Origin of the sequence: Pseudomonas sp. PDM26, from assembly GCF_019219185.1 — a bacterium.
GTDB lineage: Bacteria > Pseudomonadota > Gammaproteobacteria > Pseudomonadales > Pseudomonadaceae > Aquipseudomonas.
Genome location: NZ_JAHUWC010000002.1, coordinates 170,771 through 192,901, shown reverse-complemented (window position 1 = coordinate 192,901; position 22,131 = coordinate 170,771). Strand labels below are relative to the sequence as shown.

General features: G+C 56.3%; 19 protein-coding genes. 7 read left to right on the top strand and 12 right to left on the bottom strand.

Going from position 1 to position 22,131, the window contains the following annotated elements:
• Window positions 1-603 precede the first annotated feature (603 nt).
• From KW849_RS04860 to KW849_RS04845, 4 genes are all read left to right on the top strand, one after another.
• Window positions 604-2,013, top strand: a complete 1,410-nt coding sequence (locus KW849_RS04860) for a circularly permuted type 2 ATP-grasp protein (RefSeq protein ID WP_218428188.1) — start codon at window positions 604-606, stop codon at window positions 2,011-2,013.
• A gap of 3 nt (window positions 2,014-2,016) precedes the next feature.
• Complete coding sequence (locus tag KW849_RS04855) at window positions 2,017-2,967, top strand: alpha-E domain-containing protein (RefSeq protein ID WP_218428187.1); 951 nt, start codon at window positions 2,017-2,019, stop codon at window positions 2,965-2,967.
• Window positions 2,964-3,761, top strand: a complete 798-nt coding sequence (locus KW849_RS04850; protein WP_218428185.1) for a transglutaminase family protein — start codon at window positions 2,964-2,966, stop codon at window positions 3,759-3,761. The genes KW849_RS04855 and KW849_RS04850 overlap by 4 nt, the downstream gene beginning before the upstream one ends.
• Before the next feature lie 82 nt (window positions 3,762-3,843).
• Entirely contained in the window at window positions 3,844-4,593 is a 750-nt protein-coding gene (locus KW849_RS04845) for a peptidase (protein WP_218428183.1), read from the top strand.
• Window positions 4,594-5,047: 454 nt separating this feature from the next.
• Here the strand turns inward: KW849_RS04845 and KW849_RS04840 are convergent, their stop codons facing one another.
• From KW849_RS04840 to KW849_RS04820, 5 genes are all read right to left on the bottom strand, one after another.
• Complete coding sequence (locus KW849_RS04840) at window positions 5,048-5,629, bottom strand: hypothetical protein (protein WP_218428181.1); 582 nt, start codon at window positions 5,627-5,629, stop codon at window positions 5,048-5,050.
• A 271-nt stretch (window positions 5,630-5,900) separates the two neighbouring features.
• Window positions 5,901-6,800, bottom strand: coding sequence for a LysR family transcriptional regulator (locus tag KW849_RS04835; RefSeq protein WP_218428179.1), 900 nt, complete (start codon window positions 6,798-6,800; stop codon window positions 5,901-5,903).
• Between the two features lie 114 nt (window positions 6,801-6,914).
• On the bottom strand, window positions 6,915-8,057 hold the full coding sequence (locus KW849_RS04830; RefSeq protein ID WP_218428177.1) for an FAD binding domain-containing protein: 1,143 nt from the start codon (window positions 8,055-8,057) through the stop codon (window positions 6,915-6,917).
• A 53-nt stretch (window positions 8,058-8,110) separates the two neighbouring features.
• The gene (locus KW849_RS04825; protein ID WP_218428175.1) at window positions 8,111-9,223 is read right to left on the bottom strand and encodes an alkene reductase; all 1,113 of its coding nucleotides are present in this window, start codon (window positions 9,221-9,223) and stop codon (window positions 8,111-8,113) included.
• Window positions 9,224-9,260: 37 nt separating this feature from the next.
• Window positions 9,261-9,905 carry a DsbA family oxidoreductase gene (locus KW849_RS04820; RefSeq protein WP_218428173.1) on the bottom strand — a complete coding sequence of 215 codons (645 nt, stop codon included), beginning with the start codon at window positions 9,903-9,905 and terminating at the stop codon, window positions 9,261-9,263.
• 286 nt (window positions 9,906-10,191) lie between these two features.
• Between KW849_RS04820 and KW849_RS04815 the strand changes: the two genes are divergently transcribed.
• The 3 genes from KW849_RS04815 to KW849_RS04805 are packed head-to-tail and all read left to right on the top strand — an operon-like array spanning window position 10,192 to window position 14,179.
• Window positions 10,192-11,457, top strand: a complete 1,266-nt coding sequence (locus tag KW849_RS04815; protein WP_218428171.1) for a cytochrome c — start codon at window positions 10,192-10,194, stop codon at window positions 11,455-11,457.
• A gap of 5 nt (window positions 11,458-11,462) precedes the next feature.
• The gene (locus KW849_RS04810) at window positions 11,463-11,927 is read left to right on the top strand and encodes a (2Fe-2S)-binding protein (RefSeq protein ID WP_218428169.1); all 465 of its coding nucleotides are present in this window, start codon (window positions 11,463-11,465) and stop codon (window positions 11,925-11,927) included.
• The gene (locus KW849_RS04805; protein WP_218428167.1) at window positions 11,924-14,179 is read left to right on the top strand and encodes a molybdopterin cofactor-binding domain-containing protein; all 2,256 of its coding nucleotides are present in this window, start codon (window positions 11,924-11,926) and stop codon (window positions 14,177-14,179) included. The genes KW849_RS04810 and KW849_RS04805 overlap by 4 nt, the downstream gene beginning before the upstream one ends.
• A gap of 230 nt (window positions 14,180-14,409) precedes the next feature.
• Here KW849_RS04805 and KW849_RS04800 read toward each other — a convergent pair whose 3' ends face one another.
• The 7 genes from KW849_RS04800 to KW849_RS04770 form a co-directional block, all read right to left on the bottom strand.
• A complete protein-coding gene (locus tag KW849_RS04800; RefSeq protein WP_218428165.1) occupies window positions 14,410-15,747 on the bottom strand; it encodes an OprD family porin in 1,338 nt (445 codons plus the stop codon).
• A 136-nt stretch (window positions 15,748-15,883) separates the two neighbouring features.
• On the bottom strand, window positions 15,884-17,539 hold the full coding sequence (locus KW849_RS04795) for a cation acetate symporter (protein WP_218428162.1): 1,656 nt from the start codon (window positions 17,537-17,539) through the stop codon (window positions 15,884-15,886).
• On the bottom strand, window positions 17,536-17,898 hold the full coding sequence (locus tag KW849_RS04790; RefSeq protein WP_218428159.1) for a DUF485 domain-containing protein: 363 nt from the start codon (window positions 17,896-17,898) through the stop codon (window positions 17,536-17,538). The genes KW849_RS04795 and KW849_RS04790 overlap by 4 nt, the downstream gene beginning before the upstream one ends.
• 31 nt (window positions 17,899-17,929) lie before the next feature.
• On the bottom strand, window positions 17,930-19,150 hold the full coding sequence (locus KW849_RS04785; RefSeq protein ID WP_218428157.1) for an FAD binding domain-containing protein: 1,221 nt from the start codon (window positions 19,148-19,150) through the stop codon (window positions 17,930-17,932).
• Entirely contained in the window at window positions 19,147-19,629 is a 483-nt protein-coding gene (locus KW849_RS04780; protein WP_218428155.1) for a VOC family protein, read from the bottom strand. Before KW849_RS04780 ends, KW849_RS04785 begins: the two co-directional genes overlap by 4 nt.
• 289 nt (window positions 19,630-19,918) lie before the next feature.
• A complete protein-coding gene (locus KW849_RS04775; RefSeq protein ID WP_371319108.1) occupies window positions 19,919-20,524 on the bottom strand; it encodes a TetR/AcrR family transcriptional regulator in 606 nt (201 codons plus the stop codon).
• Between the two features lie 242 nt (window positions 20,525-20,766).
• Entirely contained in the window at window positions 20,767-21,978 is a 1,212-nt protein-coding gene (locus KW849_RS04770; protein WP_218428150.1) for an MFS transporter, read from the bottom strand.
• Between the last annotated feature and the right edge of the window lie 153 nt (window positions 21,979-22,131).

The window sequence follows — 22,131 nt, the reverse complement described above, 5'->3', positions numbered from 1 at the left end:
ATCTCTTGGTGCATTTTTGTGATCATTAGTAGTGCGTCGCCATTAATCATCGTGCTGCGCGGGAGGCTTTGTATTACAAGGGCAATAAAAACAGTGAGTAGAAATTTCCCGCTTATAGGGCACAAAACCCACTTGAGTTGCTAATTGCACCGTTTTCGTACGCTTCAGAGTTGTGCAAGTTACAAGTGGAAAAACCGTTTCAGTAAGCTTTACGGTTTTCGACTCAAAAGTGACACAATATGTCGCCAAGGTATCTTTATTGAAGGGTTTTTGCCTTTTTGCCACCTGTAACACTACTTAGGCACAGCCTTTGCAAAAGTACTTTCAAATCACCGAAAGTGTGGTTTTCTACGAAAAAGATAATGGGGAGCGTTATAAATTGGGCGCCAGAAATCAAATCAGAAAGGCAAAATCTCTGGCGTCGGAACGCGTCAATAGATTGCCGAAATCATGAGGAATTTATTTTCGCATGAAACAGGAAGTTAAAGACGCACACTGAGGTGCTCAACAGAAACAGTACTCACTAAACAACGTAAGGCCTGATTTTATTGAAATAGCGAAGTTATAAGAAAATGCCGTCTGTATCGCGGCAAGGAGTAGGGTATGTCCCGAGCTTTTTTTAACGAAATGTATGATGCGAGTGGTGGCTGCCGCCCACATTACCAGGAGTTCGCGCGTTGGTTGGCGGACACACCTCTGGAGTTGCTGGATCAACGTCGTCGCGAAGCCGACCTGTTGTTCCACCGAGCCGGCATCACCTTCACCTTATACGGGGACGAGCAAGGCACAGAGCGGTTGATTCCGTTCGACATCATTCCACGCAGCATCACAGCCTGCGAATGGCAGACGGTCGAGCGTGGCTGCATTCAACGGGTCCAGGCATTGAACATGTTCCTGGCCGATATCTACCACGGGCAACGCATTCTCAAGGAGGGCATTATTCCGGCCGAACAGGTGTTGGCCAACGAGGGTTATCAGGTCGCCATGCAGGGCCTGAATCTGCACCGCGGCATTTATGCCCATATCTCCGGGGTCGATCTGGTCCGCGACGGTGATGGCAGTTACTACGTGCTGGAAGACAATCTGCGCACCCCCAGCGGCGTCAGCTACATGCTCGAAGACCGCAAGATGATGATGCGCTTATTCCCCGAACTCTTCGCCGCCCAGCGTGTGGCGCCCATCGATCACTATCCCAACCTGCTGCTGGACACCCTCAAGAGCTCCAGCCCCCTGGACAACCCCACTGCCGTGGTGCTGACCCCGGGTCGCTTCAACAGTGCCTACTTCGAACACGCGTTCCTGGCCCGTGAAATGGGTGTGGAGCTTGTGGAAGGCGCCGATCTGTTTGTCCGTGACGATCATGTCTACATGCGCACCACCGCTGGCCCGAAACAGGTGGATGTGATCTATCGCCGTCTCGACGATGCGTTCCTCGATCCGCTGTCCTTCAACCCGGACTCCATGCTCGGTGTGCCCGGCCTGATTGCCGCTTACCGCTCGGGCAATGTGGTGCTGGCGAACGCCGTCGGCACCGGTGTGGCCGACGACAAATCGATCTATCCCTATGTCGACGACATGATCCGCTTCTACCTCAGCGAGGAACCGATCCTCAAGAACGTGCCGACCTGGCAATGCCGCAAACCCGAAGAGCTGTCCCATGTGCTGGCTCATCTGCCCGAACTGGTGGTCAAGGAAACCCAAGGTTCCGGCGGCTACGGGATGCTGGTCGGCCCGGCCGCCACGGCGGCGGAAATCGAGGACTTCCGCCGGCGTCTCAAGGCGCGCCCTGAAGCCTACATAGCCCAACCGACCCTGTGCCTGTCGACGTGCCCAACCTTTGTCGAAAACGGCATCGCTCCACGCCACATTGACCTGCGCCCGTTTGTGTTGTCGGGCAGTGAAACCCGTCTGGTGCCCGGTGGCCTGACCCGCGTGGCATTGCGCGAAGGCTCGCTGGTGGTGAACTCGTCTCAGGGCGGCGGCACCAAAGACACTTGGGTAGTGGAGGACTAAGACATGCTTTCAAGAACCGCTTCGGACCTCTACTGGATGTCCCGTTACCTGGAGCGCGCCGAAAACCTGGCGCGCATGCTCGAAGTCAGTTACTCGCTGTCGCTGATGCCCCAGGCCGGGCGCACCGATGGCCGCGCCGAGTTGGCGATGTCGCTATTGGCCGCCGGCACGCTGGACGACTACAACGAACGCTACGGCGAACTCAACACCGAGCGCATGCTGCACTTCTTCGCGCTGGATGAAACCAACCCCGACAGTATCTATTGCTGCCTGCAGGCGGCTCGGTCCAATGCTCACGCCGTGCGCGGACGTATCACTGCCGATATGTGGGAGAACATCAACGCCACCTGGCTGGAAATGCGCAATATCGCCAGCAATGGTCTGGGTCGATACGGCATCAGCCATTTCTGCGAGTGGGTCAAGGAGCGCTCGCACCTGTTTCGCGGGGCGACCTCAGGCACGATCATGCGCAACGATGCCTACTGCTTCATTCGCCTGGGCACCTTCCTCGAACGGGCCGACAACACCCTGCGTCTGCTGGATGCGCGCTACGAAATGTTCGGCGAAGAGTCGGAGGAGGTGAGTGATAACTCGGCTCGCGGCTACTACCAGTGGAGCGCGTTGTTGCGGGCGCTGTCGTCGTTCGAAGCGTTCAACGAGATCTACCGCAATGCGCCCGGCGCCGAGCAGGTTTCCGAAATGCTGCTGTTGCGCGGCGATGTGCCACGCTCGCTGCACGCCTGCATCGAGGAACTGGACCAGATCCTCGCCGGCCTGCCAGGCAACAACGGTCGTCCGGCCCAACGCCTGGCCGCAGAACTGAATGCGCGGCTGCGTTACACCGGGATCGACGAGATTCTCGGCTTCGGTCTGCACCTGTGGCTGACTGATTTCATCTCCCAGGTTCGCCATCTCGGTCAGACCGTTCACGAATCCTATCTGGAGGTCGTATGAAACTGTCCATACGCCACGACACCACTTACAGCTACGCCGACGAAGTCTGCGCCAGCATCCAGTTCCTGCGTTTGACGCCCAAGAACACCGAGCGCCAGCACATTCTGGAGTGGCACCTGGAGCTGCCGCGCCTGGTGCGCAGCCAGCTCGATCCTTACGGCAACGTCTTGCATGTGTTGACGATGGACGAACCCCACGGCACCCTGGTACTGACTGCCTATGGTCAGGTTGAAATCGATCAGACGATGGACGTGGAGCACGACACTCAGTCGCCGCTGCCGTTCTTGCGCACCAGCCATCTGACCAAGGCCGATGACGCCCTTAACGCCTTTGCCTTGCAACACTGCGGCACGCGGCGTGACCGGGCGGCGCTGATCGACTTGATGAATGGCCTGGCCGACCACATGGTCTACAACCCGGGCGCGACCACGGTGGATACCACCGCAGCCGAGGCATTTGCGGGCGGAGGAGGGGTGTGCCAGGACCACACCCATGCTTTCCTGGCCTGCGCCCGCAGCCTGGGAATTCCCGCACGTTATGTCTCAGGCTACCTGTGTACCGAAGATGAAAATCACTTGGCCAGTCATGCTTGGGCCGAAGCGTGGTTCGACGATGGCTGGTACAGCTTCGACGTGACGAATCGGTTGGCCCGGCCCGAACGCCATTTGAAACTGGCGGTGGGTCTGGACTATCTGGACGCTTGTCCGGTACGCGGTATGCGTCGTGGCGGCGGGGCTGAGTCGATGCTGGCTCGGGTACAGGTAACGTCCCTGTTTCAGGTTCAACACCAATAACCCCCGAATCAGTCGCAGCAAACTGGCTATACCGTCGTGGAGACGGTATGGCCTCTCATCTCAAATTCATGAGTTAACACGAATGACTTATTGCGTCGCTATGCACTTGGCCGACGGGCTGGTGTTCATCTCCGACTCACGAACCAATGCGGGCATTGATCAGATTTCAACGTTCCGTAAGTTGTTTATTTTCAGCACGCCGGGCGAACGCCTGATTGTGTTGCAAGTCGCAGGCAACCTGGCCACTTCGCAATCGGTGGTCAACCTGCTCAAGCAGCGTTCCATGGGACAGGGCCCGCACCTGTTGAATGTCCGCTCGCTCTATGACGCCACGGTACTGGTGGCCGAAACCGTTCGCGAAGTCGTCGCCCGCGATCACACCAAGTTGGCAGGCAAGACCGACTTGAGTTGCTCATTTCTGGTCGGCGGGCAGATCGCGCACGGGCCGATGGACGTGTACAGCATTTACCCGCAAGGCAACTTCATTCAGGCGACAGAGGACACACCTTTCCTGCAATTGGGTGAAAGCAAATATGGCAGGCCGATCCTCGATCGCAACCTGACACATCGAGCGTCACTCGAGGAGGGCCTGCGTTGTGGGCTGATCTCGTTCGACTCGACCATGCACAGCAACCTGTCGGTAGGCATGCCGCTGGATCTGCTGGTGTACAGGAAAGACAGTTTTAGCGGTGCCAAAAGTTATCGCATCACAGCCGACGACCCGTACTTCATTCGTGTCCGAATGCAGTGGGCTGCCGGACTACGCGACATGCTTGCCGCACTGCCGGAACCGCCTGACACCTACATGTCGGGGGCCGCCAACAAAAACTGACGTGTCACCTTTTTTTCAGGCGCCGCCCGGATTCCCGGGCGGTTTGAGACGTCAGGGTCGTGGCGGATGAATATCCCAACGAATCAATGAGTCAAGAGACTAGTGAGGCCGTTTCCGGGGATTTCGCGATTGGAGCATTTGATAACCCTCAGATCGAAGACCCTTGCAGTGGGGGCCTGCCTCAATACACGATTTAACATAATATACATTATGCGTAATGATCTATACGGACGTGAGGGGCTCTGGTTATCAGATTTGAAGCCTGACGCGACTTATCTCACACGCCTGAACGATGTCCTTCATCCGTTGGCAGATGTCCGATCAAGCATGAACGAACCCTCGTTCATCTGATGCCGATCGTTAACGCTCAAATATGAACGCTAACGTTCAGGCTTGACCTACCCCTGGCTCACCAGAGAGCTACTTAGTCAGTAGCCAGATTTGAAGCACTGGCTCACAGGGTCTCCGGCTCCTGATCGGCATCCGGCAGCAGCTCCAGCGGCGGCATTCCATAACACACGATGAAAATGTCTTTGCAGCCCAGTTCGCGATACCAATGCACAACGTGTTCAATCAATTCGTCCAGGACACCGATCAAAATGTCGTCGTATCCTTTAGCGGCACCGTTCTCGTATTGATAACGCGCATTCGTGAAAACCTCGCGGTCTTTATCGATCCAATGCTCATGACGATCAAGCCGAATACGTCGCCTAATCGGTTCAGGTATCGCATAAAACAACGTAAGTAGATCGTGCTTATTAGGCGGTTTGTCCTTCCTATAAGCCGGAATTCTGTCTGCCGTTTTCAAATGTTCATGAGCAGACTTTATTACGCCGTAGTCCAGCTCGTAGGTTTCATCCACCTGGCCAAGTTTGCCATTGGGTTTCGATACAAAGCTTTTCAGCAGGATCTCCATGCCGATTGCAGCATTAATCTGCGCAATGTCCAGCATGTCATGGCCACGTCTCAGATGTTTTGCAGCCGTCAAATAACGGTAAGCGCTCTCGACCATCCTTGGCGTTAGATGCTGCTGCATTAGGCTTACTCCAGATTGAAATTTTCAACCAGAGCTTAACTCGAACAGATGCAGAGGGTTTGACAGTGGTATGAACACTCCCCTTCAGCTACGATTGATTTATAACTGGAAAGAATAACTAAACTAAATGACTATTTAGTTGAGCTATGTTTGGAAAAAAACTCAATCCTATTCTCTTCCGCGACAGCCAGTCTCCTTAACCCCCTCTGCCCCCTTCATTGCGTTCAGCGTGATGACGCCCAGGCTGGATTGCCAAATGCACAGGACGTGCTCAGGGGGCGAGTATTTCCTGAAGAAACTCAATGAACACATTGATGCGACTGGAACCACGATGATTGGGCAGGTACAGCGCATTGATACAAGTGCTCGCGCTGCCAGGGTTGACCTCATACTGCTCCAGCACGCGCGTCAGGCGACCTGCGCTGACATCGTCTCGCACCAGCCAATCAGCCAATAGCGTCACCCCGCCCCCGGCCAACGCTGCCTCGCGCAGAATGTCGGCGTTGTTACTTTGCAGCCTTCCTTGCACATTCAAGCGAATGATTTCCTCATCGCCCTTGAATGTCCAATTGTGGTGGCCCGTGCGGTAATCAAAACGCAGGCATTGATGCTCCAACAGATCACGGGGGTGTCGTGGCAGTCCGGTACGCGTCAGGTATTCGGGACTCGCCACAACCCAACGCTGGAAATCGCCCAGGCGCTTGCTGACGATGTCATCACTGACGACCGATGAACCAAGACGCACTGACACATCTATTTGCTCGCTGAGCAGGTCACTGACCTCGTCGCTCAGACAGAGGCTGATCTCCAGCCCGGGATGACGATCCAGCAGTCGCCCCAGATGAGGAGCGATGATGCGTCGGCCGAATTCCACCGGGACGCTGGCCCGTAAGCGTCCTTGAGCTTCGCTGCCACGATCGGTCACGACGGCATCCGCTTCGTCGATGGCCTCGAGGATCGCCACTGCCTTTTCGAAATAGCTCTGCCCCGCCACCGTGACGCTCGTGTTGCGCGTGGTGCGGTTCAACAAGCTGGCGCCCAGCTCACTTTCCAGCCCCGCTACCTGCCGAGTCACAGACGAAGTGGAGATGCCAAGTTTGCGCGCCGCTGACGAATAACCACCACAGCGTACGGTTTCGACAAACATTTTGAGCGCCAGCAACTTATCCATAAACGGCGTCCAGGATCGAAAAGGAAAGGTAACGACTGTGCATGACCAGGCGTCGTACGTCTTGCATGGCTGTGCTCAATCAGTAGTGGATCAAGCCCGATAAGGGCCGCTGATTCAGGATGGAGTGATGCCCATGATCCGATTGCCCATGCTCACCCCCCAGTCCCCCATGCGCCTGCCCTCTGCAAGTTGCTGTTTTTGCCAGGCCTGCAGGGCTTTATCGAGGTCGCCAATGTTGTCGATTGCCTGAGCCAGGAACAGTGCATTGCGGGCCGCCTTGGCCGTGCTTCCGGCGGTATGAGGTCGCGGCACAAAAGCGGCATCGCCGGTCAACAGCACACGTCCGAACACCATTTGAGGAACGTTGAGATCAAGGATCGCCTGGACAAAAATGTCCTTGGTCTGGCGAATCAATTCGCGAAAAGCCGGGTTCGCATGCCGCTCCGCCATTTCCCGTATGTAAGCCTCCTGCTCCGCAGCCAACGCCCCCGGTGGAATGGAGTGGCTACGTCGCTGGCCGTCGCGATCAGTGAGCACGGCGTCCAGTTCCCGCCCTTGCGCGGTTTTCAAATACCATAGCCAGTTGAACCGGCGCTCGCCAGGATCAATGGAGCCGTTCAAGCCCGGCACCATGTATTCCAGCATCAGCGATCCAGGGTCCTGTTGAAAAACAAAATCCTGGTAAAGCTGCGTCTTGGCGAAGTCTGGAAGTCGGTCTTCATCAACAAGCCCACGCCAAACCACATAGCCCGAATAGCTATGTTGCACCCCGGGCAACACCCTGCTTCGCACGGATGAGCCCGCACCATCGGCCCCCACCAGCAGGTCTGCCTCGGCACAACTGCCGTCGGCAAAAAACGCGGTCACTCGGTGCTCATTCTGAGTCAGATCCACCAGCGTCTTGCCACGGTGATAATGCTCGACAGGAAATGCAGAAAATAACGAGCCATACAGTGTGTTCCAGGACGTCTGCGTTTGCGGCATCGGTTCTTTATGCACGACGGTACCGGCTCGATCCAGATACAGACGATCATAGGACCGGACACCTAGCGCACGGGTATGTTGGATACCCGCATAGCGGAAATGCTGCAAGACATCCGCTTGCAGAACAATGCCACCGCCACGGCTATCCATTGCCGCAGGGGATCGCTCGAAAACATCGACCTGCCAGCCAATCGCCCGCAACGCCGTGGCGGCAAACAGTCCTCCCAGAGAACCACCAATGACCAGGGCCTTTGGAACATCCGGACTCTTCATTACCCTTCTCCTTGCAGAGTGGTGATTCCCATATCAAGCGGTTTTGAGCTGCGTCATGCCAGCGCCGGATAGTCGATGTACCCCTTGGCGTCGCCACCAAAAAAGCTGTTGCCGTCCGCCAGGTTGAGCTCGGTACGCCCGCGCAGGCGAGCCGGCAAGTCGGGGTTGGCAATGAACGGCCGACCGAAAGCGATGAGGTCGGCACGCCCCTGCGCGATGGCCAGTTCAGCGGTTTCTCCGTTGTAACCACCTGCCAGCATCAGAACGCCGTGGAAGTCAGTACGCAGCTGTTTGATGATGGCGTCCCAGCGCGGATCATTACTTTCATCGAGCACCGTGCCGACCATCATCGGTTCCACCAGGTGCAGGTAAGCGAGATTCCATTGATTGAGCCGGGAAGCAATGTAGCCAAAGGTCTGTTCCGGGGTGTCATCACCCATCCCCATGAAACGTCCCATCGGTGTCAGGCGCACAGCAACGCGTTCGGCACCTATTTCTTCGGTTACCGCTTGCACGACTTCGAGCAGTAGCCGCGCACGGTTTTCAATATTTCCACCGTAGCGATCGCTACGCTGATTGCTGGCACTGTTGATGAACTGGTCCAGCAGGTAGCCATTGCCCGCGTGGATTTCCACCCCGTCCATACCGGCCAGAAGCGCATTGCGCGCGGCCTTGCGGAAGTCGGAAACGATCGCTTCGATCCCCGGAATGTCCAGTTCCTGAGGGACAGGTACATCCCCCCACACCCCCTCGCCCTTCTCATTCAGGATGAAGGTCTTGCCGGGGACCGGCTGTGCGGTCGGTGCCACCGGTAAGCCGCCGTCGGGTTGAAACACGGGGTGTGACACCCTCCCCACATGCCAGAGCTGCAGGAATATGCGCCCGCCCTCTGCATGCACGGCGTCGCTGACCGCTTTCCAGCCGTGAATCTGCTCGTCGCTATGGATGCCCGACGTCCAGGCGTAACCCTGACCCTGCTGCGAAATCTGCGTAGCTTCGGTAATGATCAACGCGGCACTGGCGCGCTGGCGGTAGTACTCGACGTTCATCGATGTCGGTACGTTGCCCGGCTGCCCCGCCCGTGAGCGAGTCAGAGGGGCCATGGCGACACGGTGATTGAGGTTGAGTTGGCCGAGTTTGATTGGGCTGAACAAGTGATGGGACATGATGATTTCCTGAATGGATCGGGATTGAACAAGCGGCTCAAGCTGCCTGGTTTCGTTTCAGTATCTGGATCATTATTTCGCTGGGTTGCGCGCCACTGATCACGTCATCCGCGATCTGAATACTCGGCACCGAGCGCACACCGGACGCCTTGATTTGCTCTTCGAGCTTCAAGACTTCAGCAGTGCCTTTATCGGTGTTGAGAAAGTCGACAATGCCCCCTCGGTCCAGCCCTGTTTCGGCACCGATATCGGCCAACACATTAAGGTCGCCGATATCCCGCCCCTCGCCGAAGTACGCCTTGAAGATGGCCTTGACCAGGAATGAAGCGTCTTTACCCGCCTCTTGCTCCCGCCATACCAACCGATGCGCTGCCATGGTGTTGGGGGTTGTTTCGACACGCTCATAATGGAAGCCGAGGCCGACGGCCTTACCGGCGTGGGTGACCTGCGCGTCCATGGCCTGGCTGCGCGCCCAACTGCCGAATTTGCCAGAGCGATAGGCTTTACGATCCATGCCTCGAACAGGCATGTCCGGGTTCAATTGGTAAGGCAGGAAACTAATTCGGCGGTCAGTTGAAAAACCCGAAGCGGCAAGCGCGCGTTCGAGATTCACCTCACCGATCCAGCACCATGGGCAGATGAAGTCGTAAGTCACTTGAATAGTGGTGGAGTGCAAACTCATGACGGTCTCCGTGGTTGAATGTTTTCACCCCCCCAAGGTAAGCGTCCGACGCCCTTCGGAAAATCCACCTGCCGCGCAACATTGCTTTTCGCAAAACGCAACGATGAGGTGATCTGCGCGCCAGCGCACTGCCGTCGTTGCGCCCGGCGCAATGTAGCGTTGCGCCTTGATGGGGTACTCCATCACAAGCGCCCTGTCTAAGCTCGCTGAGCAGAAAATCGCCGTACGCCAATCGCACGCGGCGGATTGAAAAATCTGTCGTTTACTCAGTTCGAGAGGTTGGGCGATGCAGCGCAAGACGATCATCGGTGCCGTTCTGGCGCTTGGCGTGGTGGGGATAGCGTTCGCGTTCTGGATGATGTGGAGACCGGAAATAGCTACTGTCAGCCAGCCTCAGAGTGCCGGGCGCGAAACCCTGGACAGAGGCCGGCGCATCGTCGAAGCGGGAGACTGCGCGGTCTGCCACACGCGGCCAGGAGGCGATTACATGGCGGGCGGATTGCCATTGAAAACGCCCTTCGGAACACTCTTCACCACCAACATCACCCCGGACCGGGAAACCGGTATCGGCAAGTGGTCGCTGGAGGCCTTTGAACGAGCCATGCGTGAAGGCATCGCCCGCGACGGTCACTTTCTCTATCCGGCTTTCCCGTACGTGCATTACCGAAAGTTGAATGATGCCGATATCGCGGATGCCTACGCCTTCCTGATGAGCGTGGACCCGGTCAAGTACATCGCACCTGAAAACCAGATGGTTTTCCCCATGAACTTCCGTGCGCTGGTGTCTTTCTGGAACTTGCTGTTCCTGCATGGGGATCCATTGGAACCACTTCCCGACCGGTCAGCGCAATGGAACCGCGGACGCTACCTGGTCGAAGGCGCGGGACACTGTTCATCCTGTCATTCGCCCCTGAATCCGATTGGCGGCGAAAAGCGCAGCGAACTGTTCAGCGGCGCTATCGTCGACGGCTGGACGGCCCCCTCCCTGCGCGGGATGGCCGAAGCGCAACACCCCTGGAATGAAGCCCAATTGGTCGCCTATCTGACGGGCAAGGTCGCCGAAGATCACGGTGCAGCGGCGGGCCCGATGTTGCCGGTCAGCCTGAGCATCGCGCAATTGCCGGTGGAAGATGCCCATGCCATCGCCCGCTATATTCTTGACCTCAAAAAAACCTCTTCGCACGTGACGTCACCGCCCTGCCCCCCTGAGGCCAAGCCCAGTGCCAAGGCGCTGGCGGGCGCGTCGCTGTTCGACGGTGCCTGCGCAAGTTGCCACGGCTCCGCCGCCCCCATGCGCGCCATTGAATCGAGGCCCGCTCTGGCAAACACCAGCGCAGTGACGGCGGACTCGCCACGTAACCTGATCCAAACCATCCTGCAGGGCATCCCGATGTCCACCGCCGCTTCCAGCCACTACATGCCTGCCTTCGCAGACAGTCTGGATGACTCCCACCTCGCCGCAATTGCCGAGTACTTGCGCAACGAGAACTGCCCGACCAGACCCTGGACAGACCTCGACAAGACAATCAAGAGCATTCGGGCTCAGGAGTAGCAACCGTGATCACACTCGACATCAACGGCAAGACGCATGAACTGGACATCCCGCAAGACATGCCGCTGCTGTATGCCCTGCGCAACCAGGTAGGGCTCAATGGCGCGAAATACGGCTGCGGTTTGGGTCAGTGCGGCGCTTGCACCGTTTTAGTGAACGATAAACCGGTGTTTTCATGCCTGACACCCTGCGGCGCGCTGGCGGGCAAATCAGTGCGCACGGTGGAGAGCCTGGGCAGCGCCGACAAACCGGGGCCGTTGCAGAAAGCCTTTATCGACGAACAGGCGGCCCAGTGTGGCTATTGCATCGCGGGGATGATCGTACGGGCGCAGGCTCTATTGGAGGCCAACCCTCATCCGGACGATGCAACGATCCGTCGCCACATGGCGCCCAACCTGTGCCGCTGCGGCACTCATGTGCGGATCCTTGCCGCTATCAAGTCGGTCATCGCACAGGGAGACATGGTATGAAACCCACAACGCAAAACGTCGATCTGAGCCGCCGCGCCTTCGTGATAAACGGCGCGTTGGTGATGGGGTTCGCAATGCTCCCGGGTATTCCACGCGCCTTCGCTGACACCGAAGTGGACACCTTGGGTACGGCGATCCTGGCGCCTGATCTGCCGGGCAACCTGCGGGCCACGCCCTATCTGGACGCCTGGATCCGCATTGACGCGAAAGACGGCATCACCGTCTACACCGGCAAAGTGGAGCTGGGCACTGGCGTCAAGACTGCGCTCCTGCAGATCGCCGCTGAGCGCCTGGAAGTATCACCCGGTCTCATCCGCTTTCTCACAGCCGACACTGCGCTGACACCCAACGAGGGTTACACCGCCGGCAGCCATACGATCGTCGACAGCGGCACTGCATTGTTCAATGCCGCCGCCCAGGTGCGTCAGTTGTTACTCGAATCCGCGGCACGCCAATGGCGATGCAACATCGACAGCCTGAGCACGCGGGACGCTGTGATCTACGATGGGCAAGGCCACAGCATGACCTACACACAAGCGGTGGTCGGGGTTCAATTGCATCGCTATGCATCGGCGAGTTCCCCCTTCAAGCCAGCCAGCAGTTTCACCCTGATCGGCAAATCATTGCCTAGGCTGGACATCCCGGACAAGGTCAGCGGCGGTTCGGCCTATGTGCAGGACATGCGCCTGCCCGATATGCTGCATGCCCGCGTGATACGTCCACCCCGGCGCGGCAGTCTGCTTCTGGACATTGACGAAGCCGCACTCAACAAACTCCCCGGTGTGGTAAAGCTGGTCCGCAACGGCAGTTACCTCGCCGTGGTCGCCACCGATGAATGGCTGGCGGTCAAAGCGATGCGCGAGGGCTACGCCACTACCCGCTGGACAGAAGGTAATCCGTTACCTGATTCGACACATATCCATCAATTCCTCACCGAGCTGCCAGCGCGGCGCTACCCGGTGAGCGCCAAGGGTAACCTCACGCAACCTGAGTCGCGTGCGTACAACGCACGGGTGACCAAGCAATACCTGATGCACGGTTCCATCGGGCCGTCTTGCGCTGTGGCGTGGTTCAAGGATGGGACGCTGACCGTCTGGACCCACACCCAGGGTGTTTATCCTCTGCGGATGGGCATCGCCGAGATGCTAGGTCTGCCTGTGCAGCAGGTACGCTGCATCCATGCTGAAGGCTCCGGCTGCTATGGTCACAACGGCGCCGATGACGCCGCCGCCGATGCTGCGTTGATCGCCATGACCCTGCCTGGCAAGCCAATACGGGTGCAATGGATGCGCGAACAGGAAAATCTCTGGGAGCCCTACAGCTCGGCAATGCTGGCCGAAGTGGAAGCGGGACTGGACGACAGCGGGCGTCTTCGTGACTGGAAATACGAGCTCTGGAGTACTCCGCACAACGAACGCATCGTCAATGCCGGGCGCCTGTTACCGGCGTGGCTATTGGCCAAACCCTTCACCCCTGCTCCTTCAGTCCCGATCGCCCAACCCGAGGGAGACGGCGACCGTAACGCAGTTCCGTTGTATGAGATACCCAACCTGCAGGTTGACCTGAATTTTGTGCTGACCATGCCATTCAGGACTTCGGCCATGCGTTCGCTCGGTGCCCATATCAACGTGTTCGCCATCGAAAGCACGGTGGATGAACTAGCGGCTCGGGCCGCTGTGGATCCGGTGCAATTTCGCCTGGATCACTTGAGCGATCCGCGTGCACGGGCGGTGGTGGATCGCGTGGTCAGTGCGTTCCGCTGGCCGCAAAAAGCAACAGGCCCCGGCAGCGGAATCGGCTTCGCCTTCGCACGCTATAAAAACATCATGGGTTACTGCGCCATCGCCGTGCAGTTGCATGTACAGCGCCAGACCGGGCAAGTGACGATTGATCGGGTGGTTGCCGCCGTCGATGTGGGGCAAATTGTCAGCCCCGATGGGCTGCTCAATCAGATTCAGGGCGGCATCGTGCAGTCCGCCAGCTGGACGCTCTATGAGCGAATCCTCTATGACGCCAGTGGCCTGCATAGCTTCGATTGGAGTGGCTATCCGATCATGCGTTTTCCCGAGGTGCCGAAACAGGTCGAGGTCCACATGATCGATCAGCCGGATCAGCCATTTCTCGGTGCCGCGGAAATCGTCCAGGGCCCCATGGCCGCAGCGCTGGGCAACGCCATCAGCGATGCCACCGGCAAGCGTTTGCTTGATCTTCCACTGGCTCGACGTGGTTGGCAGGAATCGTTGGGATCATGATCGATCCTGACGTGCTGAATCGGTCGCCTATCGCACACACGGAATAAAAAAAGGCGGTGAAGGATCACTTGCACCGCCCTACCCCAATCAAGGGAAATGTTTCTCTTCTATAAAACATGCCGTTGGAAGAGAACGGCATGTACACGCAACACTCCTCAAAGCGCTGCCTGTCAGTCAAGCGGCCCGCTAACCCGCTGAATATACTTTCACTTGCGTTCTATCGATAACGCCTAAAACAACGCCAACTGGTAATTAATGATTATCCGATTTTCGTCTTGTTGGCGGGTGTTTGGGATGTTGTTTCGTACCATTGCGTTTTTCCACATGACGCTAATGCCTTTTAACGGTCCCGATTGCACGACATAGGCCAGCGTTATATCGCGTTCCCACTCACTGGAATTGCTGGAAGCGATGGTATTGATGTCATCACCTTTAACGTATACAACCCCCGCCGTCGCACCGGGCAAACCCAGTTTCGCGAAGTCAAAAGCGTAGCGTGCTTGCCAGGACTTCTCGCCAGCGTGCACGAATTTCTGGACCTGCATTTCCGTGATGGTGTAAGTGGTCGGACCGTCACCCTGGTTCAAATAAGGGAAATCGCTTTTTCCGTTGCTAACCTCATAGCCGGCTCCGAAGGTGTGACCGGCAACGGCATAGGTCAATAATCCACTGAACAGGTTATTGTCGACTTTGCCTTTTATCGTATTACCGCCGTAGTAGCCTGTCGTAAAGAAAGCAGGGTCATGGCCGTTCGCACCATCATCCTGGCTATTGAAATATCGAATATCACTGGTCAGAACGCCCGAACCGATTGCCCAGTTATGAACCAGCCCTAGAAAGTGTTGCTTATAAAAATCTTCAAGGTTGCCGTAATAATATTGCAAGGTCAGATCTTTGGTCAGCTTGTAATCGCCGCCCGCATAAATGAATTTATTACTGAAGCGACCGGTGACAGGATTGTTGGCACCCGCAATTGACATGTTTTCGATATTGCTGGAGTTCCGGCCCTTGACCCCGTCAATTTGCCCTCCTACCAGGGTCAGATCCTTGATGTCCGCGGAGGTAACCTGGGTTCCCTGCCAGGTTTGCGGCAGCAAACGCCCGTCATTGCTGAAGATAACCGGCAGTTTCGGGACCAGAGTACCCAGCTTCAACTCGGTCTTGGATATCTTCACTTTCCCGGTCAATCCCAGGCTGGAAAAATCGTCAACCGCATGGTCGCCGTCGCTAGGAAACACCACGCCACCGAAGTTGGTACCCGTTGGATTGCCATGCTTGCCGGCGCTTGAATCGAGCTTTACGCCAAGCATGCCTAAAGCATCGACACCGAACCCTACAGGGCCTTGGGTGTATCCGGAGATGAATTCCAGCTGGAAAGCCTGTCCCCATTCCGCTTGATAACTTTGATTGGCGGCTTGCTGCGCGGGTGTTGCAGAGTCACGATAATCGCTGTTGATATAGTAATTACGCAGTTTAAGCGCAGTCTTACTATCATCAATGAAACCAGCCGCATGGGCTTGCTGCGCCAATACACACATGGCAGCCGCAACGGTCAAAGTAAATTTCATTTATATGCACCCAAGTCTAGGTTATTATTTTTGTATTAACTCTTCAGCGATTTTTCAGGCACAAATGCCCAAACAGCACATGGAGCGTGAGCGCTGCTATTCAGAAGTTGTTTATTGCAGGCAGCCACTACATGGATCAATCAGCTTTGAGCTGAGCCTTCCATGTTGCCGGCGTACCCAACTCAGAGTCGACCAACTGATTCTCGAATCGATTGCGCTCAGTGACGGCACTGGCGGAGCGATCGGTAATGGAAAACCAGAAAATACCGATGAATGCTACGGCCATTGAAAACAGGGCCGGATATTCATAAGGGAACCAGGCTTGCTGATGATGCAGGATCTTGACCCAAACAGTTGGACTGAGAATGCACAGGGTGATTGCCGATACCAGCCCCAGCGATCCGCCAATCACGGCGCCACGGGTCGTCAAGCCTTTCCAGTAGATCGATAACAACAGTACCGGAAAGTTGGAACTTGCGGCGATGGAGAACGTCAAGCTCACAATAAAGGCGATGTTTTGCTTTTCAAACGCAATCGCCAGGAGGATCGACAACACACCCAGTACGATGGTCGTAACACGAGAGACGCGCATTTCGTCACGGTCGCTGGCGGTGCCGCGGCGCAAAGCATGTGCATAGAGATCATGAGAAACAGCTGACGAGCCAGCCAGGGTCAACCCTGCCACTACCGCCAATATCGTCGAGAACGATACCGCACACATGAATCCGAGGAAGACATTACCGCCGACGTTATGGGCGAGGTGAATCGCAACCATGTTAACGCCACCCAATATTCCACCTGATGCATCGTGATAGGCAGGATTGCTGGCAACCAGGGCAATGGTGCCAAAGCCAATGATGACAATCAGCGCATACCCTATGCCGACAAGACCGGAGGCATAAAGAATGCTTTGGCGCGCGGCTTTAACGTCACCGACGGTGAAAAACCGCATGAGAATATGTGGAAGACCTGCCGTACCGAAGACCAGTGCCAACCCCAGGGAAATGGCGGATACCGGGTCGGTAATCAAACCTCCGGGGCTCATGATTGCCCCATGGGATGGATGAACCTGAGCGGCTTGAGTGAACAATTGGTTCAGGCTGAATCCAAACTCGGATAACACCATGAACGCCATGAAAACACAGCCGGTCAGCAGTAACACTGCCTTGATGATCTGAATCCAGGTAGTTGCCAGCATCCCGCCAAAGAACACATAGATGACCATCAGCGTACCGACGAGCAGTACAGCCGCGGTGTAATCAAAGCCGAACAGCAGTTCCACCAGTTTTCCAGCGCCTACCAGTTGAGACACCAGGTAAAGCAGCACGATCACGATAGAGCTGGACGCCGCAAAAGCCCGTATGGGTCTTTGCTTCAGCCTGTAGGACAGAACGTCCGCCAGGGTGTAGCGCCCAAGGTTGCGCAATGGCTCCGCGATCAGGAACAGAATGATCGGCCAGCTTGCAAGAAAGCCGATTGAGTAGATCAGCCCATCGAAGCCACTGGTAAAAACCAGGGCGGAGATGCCCAGTAACGACGCTGCGGACATGTAGTCTCCGGCGATGGCCCAACCATTCTGGAAACCGGTAATTTTGCCGCCTGCCGCATAGTGATCGGCAACACTGTTGTTTTTACGCGCGGCCCATCGTGTGACAAATAGAGTGAATACGACGAACGCCAGGAACATGCCTATGGCAATGGGATTATGTTTGGGCACTGCGGCGGGGACATCGCTCGCGTATACAGTTGCCGAAGCAAGGATGGCCGAGAATGTAATAAGAAGACGCTTCATTTTTTGAAGCTCCTGATGATTGTTTTTATTTTTGGGTCGTAGCAGGTGTTGGTGCGCCATACGTAGACAGCAACGAGAAGAACCGTAAAGGCGAGCATTGCGAAGCCAATCGGCACGCCCCACGTCATGGGTTGACCTTCGGTGATAGGTGTACCCAAGCGGGCGGGAATAAAGGCCAGCGAAAGAATAAAGCCGAAATATACCGCCAGCATCAGAGCAGTCATGCTCCACGAAAATATTCGTCGCTGTTTTACCAACGCACGAAACTGCGGGTTTTCGAGAATCGGATTTTGAATCGCGTCTTCAAGCTGTTCAGCGGACACGGCCGGGCCACCGTCTTGCGGATATGCATGTTCCATGGTTCTCTCCTGCGAAGGGCGTGTAACTGAATTAAAACTTCACGGGCACTGCGGTTTCACGCATCACGGCTTCTGGAGTCCGGTACAACTCAGCCATTTCGCGCTCTTCCTCGCTTTTCAATTGCGCCTGCATATACGCGCCAAGATGCCTGGCGTGCTGAACTATCGAAGCGCCGAAACGGCAGCGTTGTTGGCTATAGTCCGCCAAGGCATCTTCAACGGATGCATGCCGCTCAAGTGCTTCGACGATTGCCAGGGCATCGCCGGCCGCCTTGGTGACACCCATCCCGCAATGAGGACGGACCACAAATGCAGCGTCGCCGAGCAAAGCGACTCGTCCGAAATTCATCTTCGGTACTTCCAGGTCGTAAATCGGCTGGAACAGCGGTTGCGTGGCTTTCTTCACGACTTCGGCAAACTGCGGGGCAAGTAGCGTATCGGCGGACTTATACATATTGGCGAGCACATCACGACGTATCAGTGCCGGAGGAATTCCACCTTCAAACTGTTTACCGCTCTCATCCCGGAGCAGATCCTTCAACTCATCGTCGCCGCTGGTGCGGTACCAGACAAAGTTGTAACGACGCTCTCCTGCAAGGGTGCTGTTCGACTGGCCAGCAACTGGATACCCCAGAATTTGCTCGCGCGGGGGTAAACAGAACGCAAATTTATCGAAGAGCGATGCGTGGGTGGAGTCGCAAAGAACACCTTCATCGACCAACCCACGCCATGCGATATAGCCAGCGTATTGCAGGTGTAAGTCAGGCAAAAGCTGCTGGCGAATCGTCGATCGGAATCCATCGGCAGCAATAATGATGTCCGCTTGATGAGTTGTGCCATCAGCCAATGTGACACTGGCATGGGACTCCGTGCTTTCGACCGAGACGACGCTGCCACCGCAACGATAGAGCGAGTCTGGAAAAGCGGCGCGAAGAACCTGGTACATCTTCCCCCACGCAGTCAGCGTTTGCGGGAGCGCGTTTTCGAGTACGACATCGCCGTCCTGGTCCAACGTGACGCGCGACAGCACTTCGATACCTACCGACGCATCGAGTGGGATACCCGCTGCAGCCATCGCCTCGAACAATTCAGGGTGGGTAACGATCCCTGCGCCACGTCCAGCGAGTTCGTCCGGAACACGTTCGAAGACTTCTACATCCCAACCTTTGCGTAGCAACATGTTCGCTGCAAACAGACCTCCCAACGAACCACCTACGACAATAGCGCGGCGCTTGTTCGACCTATTAATCATGGCTGCACCTCCACAGTCGCAGCGGCATGGGCGGTGTAGGAACCGACGGCTTCAATCTCGGAGGCCGGAAAGTTGAGTTCGATGGTGACACCGCTAGGATCTTCGATGAAGACCTGATGCAGGCCCAGGCTCGGAACGGTGCGATCACGCCAGGCAATGCCTTGCGCTTTGAAGACGCTCCAGAACTCAACCAGGCCTGTTACCAGAAAAGCAATGTGATCAACGGTTCCAGTGCCCTTCAGCGGGATTTCCTTGTCGCCGAGATACTTCTTCAGTCCCTCGGGGTTGGAGGGATCGATCCCGATAATGTGGACCGTACCAAAGTCTTGCTCATCCCCTCCCATGTACAACCACACGCCAGGAAAGTCGAACGGCGGCCGGTAGCCAGGGGTGAAACCGAGCACCCTTTCATAAAATTGGCTGGACTTTTCCAGGTCGAACGACCGGATCGAGTAATGAGCGAGTTTTCGGACTTGCATGGTGCCTCCAACAGTTTTTTGTAGTTATTTATCGTTCGATAAACAGTAAGGCCTGACGAAATTGAAGTAAATAGCCGCAGGACCAATTTTTTTGAGGACTGCCCCTGAACCACATCGTGGTGTCGTCTCGGCAGGGCGAGTTCCAGGTGTTTGGAAAGGGCTTTTCAGAGCGAAATAGCGGGATGCGCGCCCTCCCGCCACCTATCCAGCTAAAGGCTGAAACAGGTGATGAGTGGTCGACAAAAAGAAGGGTGGAAGCAGGATGTCATCAGGTGGGCAAGTGGAAAAATCAATTCAAGCGAGGCTTTTCGCCGAGGTCGTTGTCGACTTGAGCCAATACATGGGGACCGCCATTGAGGAACGCATCGACCATCTGCTCAATCAGCGCATCAATGTCCTCGGTCACTGGAAGATCGTAGATCCATTTGCGCACGCCAATATAGAAAATGCTGGCATGCAAACTCCAGATCAGTTCGAGCTCTTTTTCATTGATCGTTTCACCGCAGGAAGGCGCCAGACCATGGGTATGGCGAATTTCCGCGATAACAGGAATGAAGACTCGCTCACGCAATTTGGCCAGATACCGATCGTTGATGCCTTCACGGGTCAACCCGGCAAAAACGAAGATGCGAATCCATTCTCGCCGCAAAATCACGTTTGCGTATGAGGTATAGAAACGAACCAGGCGAGCCTGAAGGGGTTGCGAACGATCCTTGATCATCGTCTCCCAAGAGGCATCCCACTGATATACCTCGTCGTAAACACGGTCGATCAATGCCTCTTTGCTGGGGAAGTAGCGATAGAGCAACGGCTGGGTAACGTCCAGTTGCCGCGCCAGCTCACGGGTGCTTCCCGAGAATCCGCACGTCGCAAAGTGCTCGATGGCTTTGTGCACGATCTGCTTTTCCCGGACCTCTGGCGAAAGGCGCCGAGTCGCCGCTTTGACGGTACCCTGTGAGTCCGCTGATTTTTCCGGCGTTCTCCCGTCTACGTTTTTTGAGTCTTGCATAACGCCTCACTAGAGCTTCATCGAGGCATCATACAAAACAAAAGAATGCGCTGGCTATGAACCCCGACCCGGCGTCCGAGAACGTGAGCTGTTCCGTTACCGGGCAGGCGTTCAGGCAGCGCAATAACTCAGTGACTCTGCCCGTCTCTACGGGACACCACCAGGAAGACGATCAAGGTGACCAGTGACAGTGCACTTGCGACTGCCGCAATCGCCGACCAGCTGAAGTGTTCATAAAGCGAGCTGGCCACCGAGGAGCCGATCGCTCCGCCAATGAAGATGCTGATCATGTACAACGCATTCAGACGGCCTCGGTTGGCAGTGCCCAGGGCGTAGACAGCTCGTTGCCCAAGCACCATGTTCATCTGCACGGCAAAATCCAGCGCGATACCCGTAACCGCTAAGCCGATCACACCGTAAAAAGGATTGATGAAGGTCGGCAGGAAACTCACTGCGCCCAATATCATGGCCAACTGTGAGGCTCGTCGAGTGTGCCCTGCATCAGCGAGTCGACCACTGATAGGTGCGGCGATTGCACCGATGGCGCCGACCAGAGAGAACATCGCAATCTGACTTTGCGTGAGGCCGAACTCACGGCTCAATACCAGGGGGACAGCGGTCCAGAACAAACTGAACGCCGCAAACATCAACCCTTGATAGAACGCTCGTTGACGCAATACCGGCTCACGGCAAAACAATTGTCCAAGGGACTTCAGCAACTGACCATACGACGCGCGATGGGTCGGTTGCCATTTGGGCATGGTCATGCCGATCACCATGGAGATGACGAGCATCAACGCAGCCGCGCCGATAAATACTGCCCGCCAGCCAAAATGATCAGCAACCAGGCTCGACAGCGGCCGCGCAAGCAGGATCCCCAACAGCAAGCCCCCCATGATTGCGCCCACCACTCGGCCACGAGACTCTTCCGGCGCCAGGTGCGCGGCCAATGGAATCAGCATTTGCACGGAGACCGAGCTGAAACCGATGAGTGCCGAGACGACAAGAAACACACTCGGCTGCCTGGCCAAACCAGCGGCGAGCAGGCTGAAAATTGTAACCACGATCGTCGCGATCATCAGTCGGCGGTTCTCCATGAGGTCCGCCAAGGGAACCAGGAAAAACAATCCGAGTGCGTAACCAATTTGAGTCAGCGATACGATAAAGCTGGCGCTGCCATTCGACATGCCGATATCCGGGGCGATCAAGCTGATAATCGGTTGTGCGTAATAGATGTTGGCCACGATGGCACCACAACAAAACGCAAAGAGAAGCACCATTCCCCTCGTCATTGAAGCTTTTGTTATCGCCGCTGCTGTGCCGCTTGTTGAAACGCTCATGCCATGAACTCCTGAGGTTCGACAGCGGTGACGTTCCAATGAAGGTCACCCGCCTGATGATTGTCAGGTCACAAAATAGGCGGCACGCCCCACCGAGTGAATATGGACATGGCGCAACGTCATGTTGCGTCGTGCGCAAAAGCTGCCTGGGCG